This window comes from bacterium (assembly GCA_018830565.1).
Taxonomy (GTDB): Bacteria; UBA9089; JAHJRX01; order JAHJRX01; family JAHJRX01; genus JAHJRX01.
Window position 1 is genome coordinate 1 of sequence record JAHJRX010000023.1, and the last position, 15,656, is coordinate 15,656.

Here is a 15,656-nt window from a genome sequence, read left to right on the forward strand (position 1 = left end):
AGAAATTTCTACTGAAGACTGGCTTGAAGAAAAGAATAAAAACTTATAACAAGTCAATGCACCCGACTTTTTCCCGCCGCTTCGCTTTGGGAAAAAGCGGGTGATTTCTGTCGTTAGATGCAAAAGATGTAAAAGAAAAAAGGAGGATATGAATTATGAAGACGTTTACTGTAACTGATACTCTTGTTCTGTCAATCCCAGAGAGAATTCAACTGGTAGAGGATATTTGGGATACGATAGCCGTAGAAGCCGACTCGGTCGAATTGACTGAAGAAGAAAAAGAAGATAATTGATGGAAGATTAGAGGCATATCATCGGAATCCTGATTTGGGTTCTCCATGGGAGGATGTTTTTAAAAGAATAGTGAGCAAAAATGAGACATAGAGTTATCATCGGTCCTGAGGCTGAAAATGACCTAAAGGAATCTTTCTCTTGGTATGAAGATAAAAGGAAGGATTAGGATATGACTTCCTCTTACAGGTTGATGCAGGCTTAAGATTCATAGAAAGAAATCCAAAAATTTTCCCACCAGAATATAAAGAAGCAAGAAAATACCTCATCAAGAGGTTTCCATACAAAATAATATATCTTCTTGAAGAAGAAAGGATTCTTTGGTGTCTGGAAGTAAGCATTTTATTCTCTTTCTTAAAATCTTAATTTATTCAAGCTTATTTTTCTAGTCTTTTTTTAGGTTATAGATAATAATGTCCTTAAATTTGTAAGCATATTGATAGTTTTTATTTAAAAAGGAGTTAAGAGAAGGATAATAAGGGATATTGAGTTTCTCGATAAGGCGATCATCATCAGGAACGGCATCTACAAAGAACAGAGGTTTATTCTGGTGTAAATCACTTATTACTTGGTCAAGAAATATTTTTTCAATATGCTTTGGGAAGTTGTAAGTACCAACAATTACATTATTAAAGACAATCTTACTTGCTGGGTTACGGTGAGATAAGAAGTATATCTGAGGAGCATTTCCCCAAACAAATATTTTTTGATTTGGCTTGGAATTCTTCATAATGTATGAAGCGACAATCTCTTCTCTGGATAAAAATGGAGTTTTTTTAGTAATTAGATAATAGTATCTTTTAAAAAGTCCAATTGTTCCATGATATTTTTGAAAAGGCAAGATTGTTCCTAAGACAAGAAAGGAGATAATTAAAATTTTGCCATAAGGATAAGGATAAGGAGAAGATAAAGAATCTTCTTTAAGAGAGAGCTTCTTTAATAAAACGTTAATTCCATATCCTGATAAGAGAAAATTTACAGGAAACATTTGAACAAAGTAGTGCATCATAAATTTATTACCTATTGCTACACCTACAAAAGAAAATATTGCCCAAATCATAACTAAGAAATTTCTGTGATTCTGGTTATTTAAAGATAGTTTATCCTCTTTCTTGTTACTGAATAAATTAATACCCATAAAGATGAGACTGGATATAGATAAACACCAAATTAAGATATTGGGAAGAAAGCAATCACTTAAACTTCTTGAGAAGTAAGTAAAAAGGCTCTCTGGCGATGTGCTTACATATAAAAGGCTAAAGAAAAAAGCTTCATTTATAAAATTAAAAAAAGCACCATGAATAAAAAAGTATATGACCACTGGCAGAAAGATAAGGAGAATTCCCATAAGAAAATAAAAGAGATCAGAGAGAGTTTCTTTAAAGTTAAATTTTATTCTTAGTATTTTAGGAACTACCAAGAGATAGAAAAAAATAGCAGCTAAATTAAATATAGCTGGTTGTTTAATTAATATAGCCATTCCTGCCCAAATACCAGAAACGATAATAAAAATAGGCTTTTTTAATTCATAACCTTTTATAAAATAGTAGATACATAAAGTATAAGGCAAGATCATAAATATTTCAGAATTAGCCGCTAGTATTTCCTTATTTAAGTAAGTGGTGCTAAAAATGGCAAAAAATAGACCAGAATATAGGCCTACTTTTTCGTTATATAAGTATCTTCCTAAGCTAAAGATAGTATATAGGGTCACACAAGTCCAAATTATAGTAAATAGACGGATATAGATCATAGTGTAAGGAGAAAATAATTTAAATATTAAGGCATATAAAAAGTATATGCCAGGTGGTTTGTGATCCCAAACTCCTTGATAGATACAAGTTCCATTTAAAAAGTCTTGGGCTACCAAAGCATAAATAGCTTCATCAGCATGAAAGAGAGGGATGTTAGTATAAGGGAGTCTAATGAAGATGCTTATCAAAATAATGAGAAAAAGGAAAAATTTTGTTTTCATGGAACTTTGCAATTTTAATTTGGACCTTTCTTAGGCTGAAAATTTGACATAGAGCAAATTAATTTAACTCCAATGAGTTTATGTTTTATTACTCGGTATTATTTAATAGGTCTAATTTTCGTTAATAACTACTATAACCTTTAGTAAGCACCTGTTCCTTTTAAGACAACAACTACGGTCTTTAGTAGAATCTTAAGATCTAACCATAAAGACCAGTTATCAATATATTCTAAATCCATCTCCATCCATTTTTCAAAAGAGATATTACTTCTTCCGCTTACCTGCCAAATGCAAGTAATGCCTGGCCTCATTGAAAGTCTACGGCGGTGACAAATATCATATTCTTTTACTTCCTCAGACAAAGGAGGACGAGGACCAATTAAGCTCATTTCTCCTTTTAAGACATTCCAAAGCTGAGGAAGCTCATCAATGCTTAACTTTCTAATAATTCTTCCTACCCGCGTAACACGAGGATCTTTCTTCATCTTAAAGGCAGGACCAGTAGTTTCGCTTAAAGAGATTAAGTCTTTCTTGAGTTTTTCAGCATCAACCCTCATCGAGCGGAACTTTAACATTAAAAATCTTCGGCCATTAAGACCCACTCTTACTTGTTTAAACAAGACATGACCTTTAGAGTCAATCTTAATTAAGATCGCTACTAACAAGAATAAAGGAAATAATCCAGTTAGATAAACTAAGGAGACGATAATATCTACGGCTCTTTTTACCGCTAATTTTAACTCTTCACTGGGGCCACTATCAATGGTTAAGATAGGAATGCCTTCTATCTCTACAGCGGTGGTCTTAGCAAATGTCTTTTTAAATATATCGGTAACTATTCTTACCATCACTCCTTCTAATTCACAGAGGCGGATACTTTCTTCAATTTGCTCGTATAGTCTGAAGGGAGTAGCAAAGATAACTTCATCGACTACTTCCGTATGTAAGATATTAGGAATATCTCTTAAACTTCCTAAAATCTTTTTCTTTACTTTCTTTTCGCTATCTTCATCATCGATATACCCAACCACTTTTAACCCAAATTCCTGATGTTTTTGTAATTTTTCAGCAATACCATAAGCTACTTCTCCTGTTCCTACCACCAAGATATTACGAAAATTGTAACCTTTCTCTCTAATAAATTTCAAGAACATCTTCAGCGATAATCTAAAGATGATTAATAAAGGGATAACTAGAAATAAAAACATCATATAAAAGCTCTTGGTAATTATGGTAATACCAGCAAAAAAAGTAAAAGTAATAAAAAAGACCAGAGCCATCACAGAACCTTGGCAGACTAAATAAGCATGCCTTAAGAAAGACTCTATCCGCATAGGACTATACAAATGGCAAGAAATAAAAGAAGACCAAAATAAGAAGATAATAGGAAGTAGTAAGATTAAGTAATCAGGAAAAGAGTATAATTTGATAATCTTTGGGATACTCCATGTCCACATAAACAAGAACATATAAAGATATAGAGCTAAGAGGTAGGAAAATATAATAATCAACATATCACCTAAGATTAATAACAAGAATCCCGTCATACCTTGTTGTTTTACCATGATCTTATTCCTTGCTTTAACAGACTTTGGAAGATCTTAATTAATCTTTGATAATGAATTTCAGAATCATAAAACTTTTCTACCTTTTCCCGAGTTTTTTTCCCCATTTCTAAAAGTATTTCTTGGTTATCTAAAAAATAGTTTATCTTGGAAGCTAAATCCTTAAAATTAAAAGCTTCAAATAATAAACCATCTCTTTGGTCTTCAATTAATTCTGGAATTCCACCTAAATTAGCACCAATTACCGGTTTGCCTAAAGCATATGATTCTAAGATAGTATAAGGAAAATTTTCATACACTTCTGAAGGAACAATGGTAAACATAGCCTTTCCGATAATTTCTTTTAGTTCTTTCCCTTCTTTATAACCTAAAAATTCAATATTTTTAATCTGATGGTCACAAGCATACTTCTTAAGATAAGGCAATAACCTGCCTTCGCCAACAATAACTAATTTAGACCTTTTTACCTCTTGCATGGCCTTAATTAAGGTGCCTATTCCTTTTTCAGGAGAAATGCGGCCAAAGTATAAAAAGTAGTTTTGGTGATGATAGTTAGGTTTAAAGTCGCTAACATTTACAAAATTAGGAATATTTACTACCTTATCTTCAGGAAGACCACATTCAATCATCTTATTTCTCATAAATTTACTGGGAGCAATAAAGAGATCGATGTTTTTATAGATCTTCATCATCTTATGAAGATAAGCTTCCAGACAACCCAAAAGACTAGGTAATATTTGATTGCGAAAGCATTTTCTTATTACTGCCTGATAATAATGATTGCCTTTACATCTTTCACAAATCTCTTCCCTTGATAAGAATAAGTAAGAAGGACAAATTAGCTTATAGTCATGTAAGGTTTGAACAACAGGAATATTATACTTCTTTAAAGAGTGGAGGATAGAAGGAGAAATTTGATGAGCAATATTATGAAGATGAGCTAAGTCAGGTTTGGTTTCTTTTATTAATCTTTCTATGTTTCTCTTGGCTTCAAAGGAATACAAGACTCTCATGGCGTCATGGAAGTATTTTTCAATAGGTTTCTTTTCAAAAAATTCTGTATTACTTACAAAATACTGAGTATAAGGAGAATTAAGATTTCTTTCATTCTCCATAGAAAAAGGAATGATTTCATGGTCGTGAGATCTTAAAACATCGGTGATATTAAAAAAGTACCGTTCAGCTCCTCCTTTTAAAAAGTAAAATTTATTAACTTCTAATATTCTCATCGGATTAAAAATACCTTAATTAATCTTGACTTTGCAACAATCTACACCAATCTACACCCAGGAATTCTTTCTCTTATCTCTTAATCTTACTAAGGTTACTAAGGTCGATCTTGGAAATTAATATCCTTTCTTCTTCAAAAGCATTGTTTATTACTTTTCCCCAAGGGTCAACCACCATGCTGTGTCCAAAATAAGACCTTTCTCTATCTTCTCCCACTCTATTTATGCCTACCACATAGATTTGATTCTCAATAGCTCGAGTTTTAAGTAAAGTCTCCCAATCTATTAGTCGAGGATTAGGAAATTGAGAAGGAATAAAAATAATCTGGGCCCCTATTTTAGAGAGTCTTTGAAATAAATCAGGAAATCTTAAATCATAACATATTAAGACTCCTATTATTGCGGCTTCTTGGTCTTTTATCTTTACCTTACTTAAGCTAATTCTTTCTCCTGGACTAAAGTATAAGTCCTCTTTAAATGGGGGGAAGAGATTTATTTTGCGATACTTACTGACTATTTGACCTAAATTATTCACTAAGAAAGAGGTATTGTAAATCTTGCCACTACTTTTTTCGGCGATGCTTCCTGCTAAAATGTAACAATTTAACCTTTGAGCTTCCTTAGCTATATATTTCAAGGAAGAGCCGTCAATGTCTTCGCTTAACTCTTCAATATTTTCTAAACTATAACCAGTAGTAAAGAGTTCAGGAAAGCAGATAAGGTTGGGGTTATGGTCTTTGCAGGCTTCTAAAAATTTTCCGGCTTTCTTAATATTTTCTTCTTTTTTACCTACTTTTACCTTCATCTGAACGATAGCGATAGTTAAAGTACTCATCACTTAAATCCTAAAAATTTATAAGTTAAACATGAAGAAAGAATTTAATGGGCAGTGCTTTTTTCAGGCAGGTATCTTTCTACCTTTATCTTGTTGTTTTCAAACATAAGAACAACAGAGGTTAGTTCTTCTTTAACCTCCAAAGAATCTCCTCGGACTAAGACAGTTGTTCCAGGATAAATAGTCTTAGTGATGCTTATTTTTCCTTGCTTAGATATAGCTAATTGAGCACCTAAGATCTCTTTTCTTTCATAATAAGAACGTAGCCTAAAAGAGATAAGAGTATTTAAATTTTTAAGTTGGGTTAATTTATCGGCTTTTTCTTTAGTAAAATTACCCTCTAAATTAGACTGCATTTTTTCTAAAGTAGCAATATTTAACTTTACTTGTTTTAGAATTTTTTCATCTTTTTCAATTAAGTAGTCAAGACTTTGGAGTTGTTCTCTTGTTTTTGGCAAAACTCCAACTTCTATGTTGGTCTTAGTATGAACCTTGCAACCTATTTCATTGGCTAATATTTCTTCTCCTGCCCTGACTCTACCTCCAATAATAAGTCCTTTGTTTTCACTGACCATGACACTTCTTCCAGCATTGAGATGGCTATGAAGAACTTCATTGCTTATCATAATATTACGGCAAGCAGAAATATGAGCATTTTCTACAAACTTTGCCTTAACATCGCCTTTGGCAAAGATATTGGCTCTTTTTTTGCCTTTAATTCCTCCTTCAATAAAGATATTTCCTCCGGCCGATAAAGTAGCTGCTCCTACTAAATCAGCAATTCTAATATCTCCTTCTGTTTCTACTTTAAATCCATCCTCTACTCCTCCTTCAATGATTACGGTGCCTAAAAATTCAATATTACCAGTTCTTATATTTACATCTCCTTTTAGTTCATAAATAGGCTCTACATTAAGCTTATCATTAATCAATATTATATGTCCATCAATAGTAGCATAAAGTTCTGTTTCATCTTCTGAAAGCTTGGTGTTTTTTCCTGCAGGAATCTTCAGCTCTTTTCCTAAAGGAATAAGTATTTCTTCTCCGGTTACTTTTTTTCTAGGTTTTCCACCTTCTAAGGAAGCAGGTTATTTTAAAGCAATTAACTGGCCAGATAAGACGTTTTCTACTACACTTATTTTTTTATAATCTATTTTTTTATCTTCATCTTCAATCAAGGTTACTTTAGTAGAATCAGTTTTAATTTTATAGTTGATTTGGGCATCTTTTCCAGGAAGGGGAGGAATTTCTTCTGCTACAATGAGAGATGTATTAAATTTTTTGTTCGAGAGAGCATTTCTAAGTTCACTTTCTTTAATTCCTACTATTACTCCTTTCTTGTGTAAAGCTTTTAAGCAATGATCGAAGTTTACTTCTCGGCCACTTTTCTTGGGAGGAATGATCGTCATGGCAGCTTTGGCCCCTTTATCTAATATTTCTATGATTACTTTTCCATCAATACTATCTATTATTTGTCGAGGACCAATTTGTTCTGGAATTTCTTTAGCTTCGGCTAATATTCTTTCTAAGGCTTCATCATTTATCTCTTGATACTCTTTTTCTTCAATAATTTTCAAGATTAGTTCTTTAGATATCTTTTTACCTTTTCCTATAGGAGGATGGGCAGTTAGATACAATCCAGAATCAATATTGGTTAATTCAAAAGCTCCATCGACATCAGGAATAAAGAGACATCTTTCTCTTATCTCTTCTGGAGTTAGCTGAAGATAGCTATTCTTTATATCTTTTTTAGATACTCTAACCTTACCTTTTTGAGAAGAAGACAAAGGATTTGTTTTTACCAACTGGGGATCCATGTCTAATAATTTTGCTCCTTCTTCCGTGGCTTCCCTCAAAGATTCTTTGAAGATTACCAAAGAAGGAGGTAGTTTCTGAAGATCGATAATCTTTTTTTCTGAAGATAAGACGATCTTATTAACTTCTTCTTCTTTAAATTCGTCAGGACTAATCTCTAACTTAGTTATAATTTCTTCTTTTTTAATTCCATTTTCTTCTTTGACTATTTTTTCTTTAATTTCTTTTATTTTTAAAGTAGCTGAACTAATTTCTTCAGTAACCTCTTTTACTACCTCACCTATCTTTATTTTTACTCCCTTTAGTATTTGGTGATAAACATTTATCTTTCCTTGAGGATCTTTAATGTTAATTATTGTTTCGGTGTTGCTTTCTCCTATAAAGCCAACTTGGAGGTATTCAGAAGCATTAATTTCACTGCCTGAGATTACAGATCTTTCTTCTTTGCTTCCTACTATATTGGCGGTGATCTGGGAATCTTTAATTTGATTTTGGAAGACTACATTTCCTTTGGCTTGAATAAAAGCGTTGGTAATAAAAGGAGTCTGTAAATTACCTTCCACCTTTATTTCTGCTTTTCCTGAAGGTGAAATGCCTGCCTCTATAGTTAAGTCTCCTTGACAAGATAGTTTGTTTCCTTCAAAGTTACCGGTAATCTTGATATCTGCTTTAGCTATTACTTCAAAACCTTTTTCTACCTTACCTTTAATGATTATTCTTCCTGGAAAATCAATACTTCCTATTCGACTATTTACATTGGTAGGAAGAAGATAAACTTTATCTACATTTATTTGATCTTCGTTTAGGGTAACTTGACCAAAATCGGCAGCATAAAAAGATAAGTCATCTTCTGAGACTAATACATTTCTTCCTGAAGTAATCTTTACTTTTTTACCCCAAAGAGCGGGAATTTCTTCTCCAAAGATATTAACTCCTTTTTCTCCAATGGTACGGGGTCTTATTTTAACTATTAATTCTCCTGGTATAGCTAAATGATCCTTATCTTCAAAAGATTTGGAATAATCAATTCCAAAAAAGAAAACCACTTCCGCATCATTGCCTTTAGTAGATGGCTTACCTTGGGCAATAAGAATCTTTTGATGGTATTGCTTTTGGCTAAGAGCACGAGAAATAACTTCTTGATTAATAGGGCTAACTATTTCCAAGTTTTTTATTAACTTTAAAATGTATTCGAGGGTAACAGGTAAACCCCCTTTTTTATGAGGAATGAGGGCGAGATAAACAAGTAATTTGTCAGGTGGGTATTCTAAGATAGCTTGACCATCTTTTTCTAAGTTTATTTGACGAGGAGCGATGATTATCTCCTTTAAACAATTTTTCACCGTCCTCTTTAACTCATCTAAGTTTAAGTCTATAAACTTATTTTTTCTTATTTCTTCTAAGACCACTTCAGAAGTGATTGGCTTTCCTTTTCCTTTTGGAGAGTATACCGATAAGTAGAGACCATTTTCTTTATTCTTTAATTCAAATCTTCCCTCACCAGGTTCTTCTAAGATTACTTCTGAAGATATTCTTTCTCTCCAAGGACCTGTCTTTTCTTGGTCCTTATAAAATACTCTGATGCTCAAAGATCCTTCTTCTAAAAATTTTTCAGTTTGGCTGGCTAATTTTTCTTCTTTTATTCCTAAATATTCTGCTGCTTGAGTCAAGGCTTGGTTAGTATCTTTACTTATTATGATTATAGAGATAGGAAAGTCTGCCTTAGCTATTTCCTTAGTAAGATAACTTCGATAATCATTTTTTTTAATAATTCCTTCTTGATTAATAATTTCTTCTTGATATGGTTTTCCTACCACCTTTCCTTCCATTTCATAAAAAGTAGAACTCTTTATTTCTTTAGTGATCTTATGTTCTATGTTATTAATCTTTAGCTTAACTCCCGGGTAGAAAAGTAAAGCAGAGATGGAATCTTTACTTTCCAGATAAGTATTTAATTTTTTCTTACTTCCTATTGTCCTGGCCACAATTTCTTGGTTAGCTATTATATTTCCTCCTACTAATTCACTCTCTTTATCCTCTAAGATTACTCTTTCCCTCACAGTGATATGGCTATTGATAATCTTGCTTGAAACAAAGATAGAGCTTTCTGTATTTACCGTGGAATTTATCACTTCCTTGGCTTGGATATTTCCTTTAGCCAATACCTTAGCCTCGTCTTTAATCTCTTTTTCTACATAGACATTTTCTTGGGAGATTATCTCTGCTTTTTTTACTTCTCCTTTTACTTCAACATCACCAGTTGCTTCAATAAGCAAACCATCATCTACATCTCCTTCTATGATCACCTTTCCATCAAAATTTAGATTTCCAATAACTTTGCTTAAATTACCCTTGACTTTACATATTCTTTCTACCCAAACTAAATCTTTCTTCCAAAAGAGTTGTCCGTAAGCAGTAGCTATTACGAATTTACGATCAGAAGACCACTTTAGATTTTTTCCTAAAGTTAAGCTAATCTCATTATCCCAAAGAGCAGGAATTTCTTCGCCTTTTACATTTAAACCTGACTTTCCCATCATAGGAGGAACTTTCACGGCCACTATCTGGCCAGGAATTACTCCTTTTATTTCTTTATTTTGGGCTAAACAATATGAAAGATAAGCGTTTTTTCCTTTGGTGGGTGGGTGTCCTTTGGCAATTAAAATAGGAAGGTCAAAATTTTGGGCCAAGAAATTTTCTTTGATGGTCTTGAGAAAAGGATTAACGATTCCCTGATCTTTGATAGAGTTAATAATCTCATCAAACAAAAGAGGCTTACCTCCAATCTTAGGGGAAGTAATAGTAAGGTAAGCAGAAGTATGGTCTTGGTTTAATTCAATAATTGCCTGAGCATCAAGATTACTGTTTTTAATATTACTGAGGTGAGACTCAAGAGAAGAAATTTTATGGGTTAGTTCTTCAAAAGAAAGGTTATCTAATTTTTCTTCTAATAAACTAAGTTCAAATTCTATAGTTTCTAAGGCATTTAGCCTTAACTTATCCATAATTCTCCTTATATATTTCTAAAGAAAAGATAGTTTCGTGGGTAACAAGAACTATCTTACTTTATATTTCTTAGTTAACATATTTTTTTATTTGTAGCAAGTGAAATCTTATAATGAGAATTGCTGAATTAAATTGACAACCCCTAACTTCTATGTCATAATTTACTAAGTTATAATTAAGTATTTTAATCTTCTTTTAATCTTCTTTTCAAATAATAAAGCCATGCTTAAAAAGATCTTAATTGTAGATAAATTACGTAGCTTTATCATCAATGCCAAGAATATCTTAGAAAGAGCAGGGTATAAAACATTATCAACTGATAATGGTTTAGAAGCTCTAAAATTAGCCTTTGCAGAAGGTCCAGATCTGATTATTTCAGAATTAGATATTCCTTCATTAAAAGGAGACCATCTTTGTCGATTACTAAAGAATAATCTAGCTACTCAAGAAATTCCTTTTATCCTTCTGACTAATCCAAACTATAACCAAAAGAAATTTTCAGATCTTCAAATTGAACCAGACGAATACTTCTCTAAGGAAATTATCAAAGGATTAGAATCCCCTCAGCTTATTCATATTGTAGAAACTCTGATTAATAAAAAAAGAAGGTCACCTCAAGTTTTGATAAAAAAGATTCCAGAAACTCCTCTGGAGGCCTTGTCTTTAACTAACAAACTTTTAGATAATAAGCTTTACGAAGCTACTATCCTTAAAAAGATCCTTCTCTCTAAAAATACCTATAAATATGAAGAGACCATTGTTCATATTTTAGGGCTTTTAGGAGAGATTATTGATAGTGATGTAGCTACTCTCTTTATAAAAAGAATGAATACGGCTTTTATGGCCATTTGTCTTTTTAAACCAGTGAGTGATAAGTTTATTGAAAAAATTAAGAAGAATATTTTTTCTTTTATCCAAAAGGAAGGGATTGAGTATGATCATGAATATTTCAGGGTAAAAATTTTCCATGAGCAAAAATTCAATAACGAGTTGCCTCTGGCTGAAGCTTTAGAATCCTATATCGACCTTCCTCTTACTTCTCGTAATCATATTAAGGGTATATTAGCTTTAGGAAGTAAAAATAAAGAAGCTTTTCCTAAGCTTATAAAGAATACCTTTGAAAATATCATTGAGGTAGCTTCTACGGTGTTAGATAATGTTTTTATATATGAACAAATCAGGACTTTAGAGATTAGTGACAGCTTGACTGGGCTTTATAACCATCGTTACTTTCAAGAAAAATTAGAAGAAGAATTTATTCGAGCCAAGAGATATAAGACTACATTTTCTTTAATCATTATCGATATTGATAATTTTAAGACCTTTAATGAAATTTATGGTTTTAAGGTGGGAGACCTTATCTTAAAGGAGATGGGTTATTTAATCTACCATAACTTTCGAATAATGGATATTCCAGCTCGCTATGGAGGAAAAAAGTTTTCTTTAATTCTTCCTGAGACAGATTTAGAAGGAACAAAGTTTTCGGCAGAAAGGTTAAGGGCAAATACTCAAAAACATACTATTAAAGGCTTGGATAAGTTTATTACTATAAGTATAGGGTTTTCTGAATACTCTCCTGATTTAAAAGACAAAAAAGAATTTTTAAATCAAGTTGAAACTGCTCTTAAAAAAGCTAAAGAATTAGGTAAGAACAAGGTAGTTTCTTGGAAAGAAATAGAAAAGGAAGCAGAGTAATTTGTGGAGATTCTTTGAGTGAAGTTAATAGATGTTCATTGCCATCTTCAAGAAAAAGAGTTTGGTCAAGACTTAGACCATGTAATCCAAAGAGCAAAAGAGGGAGGAGTTTCAAAGGTTATCATCTCTACTTTGAGTTTAGAGGAGATTTATAAAGCCTATGAGATGGTGAAGGCTTATCAAGGCTATGTATATCTTACCGTTGGGTATAGTCCAACCACATTTAATTTCGCTGAAATAAAAGAGATCCAGGAGTTTATAAGGAAAAATAAAGAAAAGATTGTAGGCATTGGCGAAGTTGGTTTAGATTATTATTGGGGTAAAAAAGAAGAAAGGGAAGTCCAAAAGAGACTTTTCGAGGAATGGATTTTTCTGGCTAAGGAAGTTGATCTTCCTCTTGTTGTTCACTCTCGAAGCGCTGGTAAGGATGCTCTTGAATTTCTTTTAGAAAATTCTCCCCAAAGAGTCTTGATGCATGCCTTTGATGGAAAGAGAAGTTGGGCAAAAAAAGGAGAAGAAGCTGGTTTTTACTTTTCTATTCCTACCTCGGTGGTTCATTCAATTCAGAAACAAAAATTAGTTGAATCTTTAAAGATAGAATCTATGATGCTTGAAACTGATTCTCCTGTGCTTTCACCAGTTAAAGGGGAGAGAAATGAACCAGTTAATCTAAAGTATGCCTTAGAAAAGGTATCGAGTATAAAAAGTTTTCCCCAAGAAGAAGTAGCTGAAATTATAACTTACCAGACGGCAAAATTTTTTAATCTTAATCTAAATTAATTAAGAACTGGTTATAAATTTATCATTAACCTAATTACCTCATTTTGTATTATTTAAGTTTAAGGAGTCAATTATGTCCTTGGAAGAAAAAATGTTTAGTTGTTTAAAATGTGGGTTTTTTAAGCTTGTTACTACTTATATTGGACAATGCTTAGCTAAAAATACTTTAATTTGGAAAAAAAAGTTTAGTCAGGAAAGATGGTGCGAAGATTATATGCCTCGCCTTGAATGGATGTTACCTGAAGAACATAAAAAGCTTCAACAGGTTTTAAAAGATAGGCAAGAAAAACCAGAAGATTTATTAAATCTTAATTTTTTAAATGAGAAATCCAAGGAAATAAAAAAGATTTATAACTTGCCCCTCTTAGGTAAAATTTCTTCAGTTAAGGTTATAGAAGGAGTTTTAAAAGCAGTTCTTTTAATCGCTGTCTGTGTCTTAGTAGCTACAATAATCATTTCTACCATTATTTGCCCTTAAGATAGATCTTACTATCGAACTCAAGTTAATTTAATCTTCCATTTTTCAAAGATTTGTTTTATCCGATCTCAAAAAAACAATGAAGAGTAAGCATCTTTTCTTTTTAATCATAACGGCTATTACTCTCTTTTATGGTTACTTAGCCATTTATCTCCTTCCTCCCAACTCTTTCTTTACTATGGATAATGGGGTTAAATTTATCCAGGTTCAAGGTCTCATCTTGAATAACTTTAAAAATATTCATCTTCCTTATCCTGGAAAATACTTAGATCCAAGTTTTAATTTTTTTCCAATTAGACCTCCTTGGAAGACATTAGAGCCTCATATTCACCTAAAAGATAATCAAGCTTATTCTATGCATCCTTTTATCTTTCCTTTCTTAAGTTCTTACTTTTATAAGATCTTTGGCTTTTATGGACTCTTTTTTATCCCTATTATCTCTTCATTCTTTTCCTTAATCTTAATCTATCTCTTGGTAAATAAGATTGTCCCTCAATATTCTCTTTTCTCTATTCTCCTTACCGGACTTGGTAGTCCCTTATTCTTTTATAGTTTAATCTTTTGGGAACATACTCTTTCTATCTTTATAACTACTTTAATATTTTACTTACTTTGCTTAAATAAGGGGCCTTCTAAGATAGCTTATTTCTTTATTGGGCTACTAATTGGCCTTAATTCCTGGATTAGAATGGAGACCACCATTCTTTCCATATCCATGATCATCATTCTTTACCTTCTCCAAAGCCGCAAAGACGGTAGTCTTCAAAAGGTAGTCTTTGCTACGGCCGGATTTGTTTTAAGTCTTATTCCCTTATTGCTATACAACTACTGGTTATATGGAAGCGTGATTAGTGCTCATAATAAGTATGTCATTTCAGATGTAGTCAGCATTCAAGGAGGAAGTGGCTTCTTACAGTTACTCTTTGAAAAATTAACTATTGCTTATCACCTCTGGTTTAATGGTGCCGCAGATAGAATAAATAATCTTGCCTTAATTATCTTAACGATCGGGATCTTCTTTTTAAGATTAACCGATCATAAAAAAACTCTTATCTTCTTTCTGATCTTATTTCTATTAAACTCTTGCTATATTGGTTATCAAAATTTTACTCACCCGGTAACCTTTATTACTGGTTTAATTCCCACCATACCTTATGTAGTCTTTATCCTTTTTGGCTTACCAGAACTAACTAAGAATAAGGAAGCTCTTGATTTAAAACTTTTATTATATTCTTCACTGTCTTATCTCTTCTTGACCAGCGTTATTGCTGGCTCTGACGGTGGTAACCAATGGGGACCAAGGTATTTCTTACCTGCTTTGCCTGCCTTAATTATCTTTTCTTTATATTCATTATCTTTAGTTAAGAGGAGTTCTTTCTTTCCTAAAATTTATCAAGGCATCTTCTTGGGATTATGCTTAATTAGTTTTTTCATCCAGTGGATAGGATTTGATTTACTACAGAAAGGTAATCAGGCTCAGTTTCTTCAATTAAGAGCTCTTGAAGATATTAAGTCTCCGATAGTAGTTAGTTATTCTTATGGGCTCTCTACAGAAAATGCCACCCTTTTTTATAAAAAATGCTTTTTCTGGGTAGATGATCAAGATAGCTTGAAGAAACTTCTCTCTATATTTGTTAAAAATAAGATTAAAGATTTTTGTTTTGTCAGCTTTGATCAAGAAGCTCTTAAAAAGGATAAGTATGCGTCACTTCGCTGGGATTTCAAAAGGTTGATTGAAGAAAGAGGATATCAATTAATTAACCACTTTTCGGTCTCTTCTTGGTATGTGTATAATGAATTTAAATTGGTAAAGTAAATTGGTTTTTTCGGCTTGCTGTGCTTTTATTCAGCAATTCTAATTATGAAAATTTCTTTTTATTTTATAGGTAATTTAAGACAATATGCCCCTTTGCCGATTAGTTAATGAAGACCAATTTACTATTCAAGGAAAGGAAAGGGACAAAGTGGCAAAAGTTCTTACTTTTAA

10 protein-coding genes and 1 pseudogene are annotated in these 15,656 nt (G+C 32.3%); 5 read left to right on the forward strand and 6 right to left on the reverse strand.

Annotated elements, in window-relative coordinates:
• The first annotated feature begins 155 nt into the window (after nucleotides 1-155).
• Nucleotides 156-384, forward strand: a pseudogene (locus tag KJ849_01830) (addiction module protein).
• 292 nt (nucleotides 385-676) lie between these two features.
• Here the strand turns inward: KJ849_01830 and KJ849_01835 are convergent.
• From KJ849_01835 to KJ849_01860, 6 genes are all read right to left on the reverse strand, one after another.
• Complete coding sequence (locus tag KJ849_01835) at nucleotides 677-2,266, reverse strand: glycosyltransferase family 39 protein (protein MBU2599306.1); 1,590 nt, start codon at nucleotides 2,264-2,266, stop codon at nucleotides 677-679.
• A gap of 140 nt (nucleotides 2,267-2,406) precedes the next feature.
• Entirely contained in the window at nucleotides 2,407-3,831 is a 1,425-nt protein-coding gene (locus tag KJ849_01840) for a sugar transferase (GenBank protein MBU2599307.1), read from the reverse strand.
• Nucleotides 3,825-5,060: a glycosyltransferase gene (locus tag KJ849_01845; protein MBU2599308.1), complete on the reverse strand. Its 1,236-nt coding sequence runs from the start codon at nucleotides 5,058-5,060 to the stop codon at nucleotides 3,825-3,827. Before KJ849_01845 ends, KJ849_01840 begins: the two co-directional genes overlap by 7 nt.
• 73 nt (nucleotides 5,061-5,133) lie before the next feature.
• The gene (locus tag KJ849_01850; protein ID MBU2599309.1) at nucleotides 5,134-5,895 is read right to left on the reverse strand and encodes a carbon-nitrogen family hydrolase; all 762 of its coding nucleotides are present in this window, start codon (nucleotides 5,893-5,895) and stop codon (nucleotides 5,134-5,136) included.
• 44 nt (nucleotides 5,896-5,939) lie between these two features.
• Complete coding sequence (locus KJ849_01855; protein MBU2599310.1) at nucleotides 5,940-6,932, reverse strand: FapA family protein; 993 nt, start codon at nucleotides 6,930-6,932, stop codon at nucleotides 5,940-5,942.
• A 51-nt stretch (nucleotides 6,933-6,983) separates the two neighbouring features.
• Nucleotides 6,984-10,715 carry a FapA family protein gene (locus KJ849_01860; protein MBU2599311.1) on the reverse strand — a complete coding sequence of 1,244 codons (3,732 nt, stop codon included), beginning with the start codon at nucleotides 10,713-10,715 and terminating at the stop codon, nucleotides 6,984-6,986.
• Nucleotides 10,716-10,938: 223 nt separating this feature from the next.
• On the opposite strand from KJ849_01860, the gene KJ849_01865 reads away from it, so the two are divergent.
• From KJ849_01865 to KJ849_01880, 4 genes are all read left to right on the forward strand, one after another.
• A complete protein-coding gene (locus KJ849_01865; protein MBU2599312.1) occupies nucleotides 10,939-12,411 on the forward strand; it encodes a diguanylate cyclase in 1,473 nt (490 codons plus the stop codon).
• A gap of 18 nt (nucleotides 12,412-12,429) precedes the next feature.
• Nucleotides 12,430-13,191 carry a TatD family hydrolase gene (locus KJ849_01870; protein ID MBU2599313.1) on the forward strand — a complete coding sequence of 254 codons (762 nt, stop codon included), beginning with the start codon at nucleotides 12,430-12,432 and terminating at the stop codon, nucleotides 13,189-13,191.
• A 73-nt stretch (nucleotides 13,192-13,264) separates the two neighbouring features.
• Complete coding sequence (locus tag KJ849_01875) at nucleotides 13,265-13,669, forward strand: hypothetical protein (GenBank protein MBU2599314.1); 405 nt, start codon at nucleotides 13,265-13,267, stop codon at nucleotides 13,667-13,669.
• A 79-nt stretch (nucleotides 13,670-13,748) separates the two neighbouring features.
• Nucleotides 13,749-15,485 carry a hypothetical protein gene (locus KJ849_01880; protein MBU2599315.1) on the forward strand — a complete coding sequence of 579 codons (1,737 nt, stop codon included), beginning with the start codon at nucleotides 13,749-13,751 and terminating at the stop codon, nucleotides 15,483-15,485.
• Nucleotides 15,486-15,656 lie beyond the last annotated feature (171 nt).

Bases quoted from the DNA above. Each gene is read 5' to 3' on its own strand.
- KJ849_01835 (MBU2599306.1), bottom strand. From the start codon at position 2,266: ATGAAAACAAAATTTTTCCTTTTTCTCATTATTTTGATAAGCATCTTC.
- KJ849_01840 (MBU2599307.1), bottom strand. From the start codon at position 3,831: ATGGTAAAACAACAAGGTATGACGGGATTCTTGTTATTAATCTTAGGT.
- KJ849_01845 (MBU2599308.1), bottom strand. From the start codon at position 5,060: ATGAGAATATTAGAAGTTAATAAATTTTACTTTTTAAAAGGAGGAGCT.
- KJ849_01850 (MBU2599309.1), bottom strand. From the start codon at position 5,895: ATGAGTACTTTAACTATCGCTATCGTTCAGATGAAGGTAAAAGTAGGT.
- KJ849_01860 (MBU2599311.1), bottom strand. From the start codon at position 10,715: ATGGATAAGTTAAGGCTAAATGCCTTAGAAACTATAGAATTTGAACTT.
- KJ849_01865 (MBU2599312.1), top strand. From the start codon at position 10,939: ATGCTTAAAAAGATCTTAATTGTAGATAAATTACGTAGCTTTATCATC.
- KJ849_01875 (MBU2599314.1), top strand. From the start codon at position 13,265: ATGTCCTTGGAAGAAAAAATGTTTAGTTGTTTAAAATGTGGGTTTTTT.
- KJ849_01880 (MBU2599315.1), top strand. From the start codon at position 13,749: ATGAAGAGTAAGCATCTTTTCTTTTTAATCATAACGGCTATTACTCTC.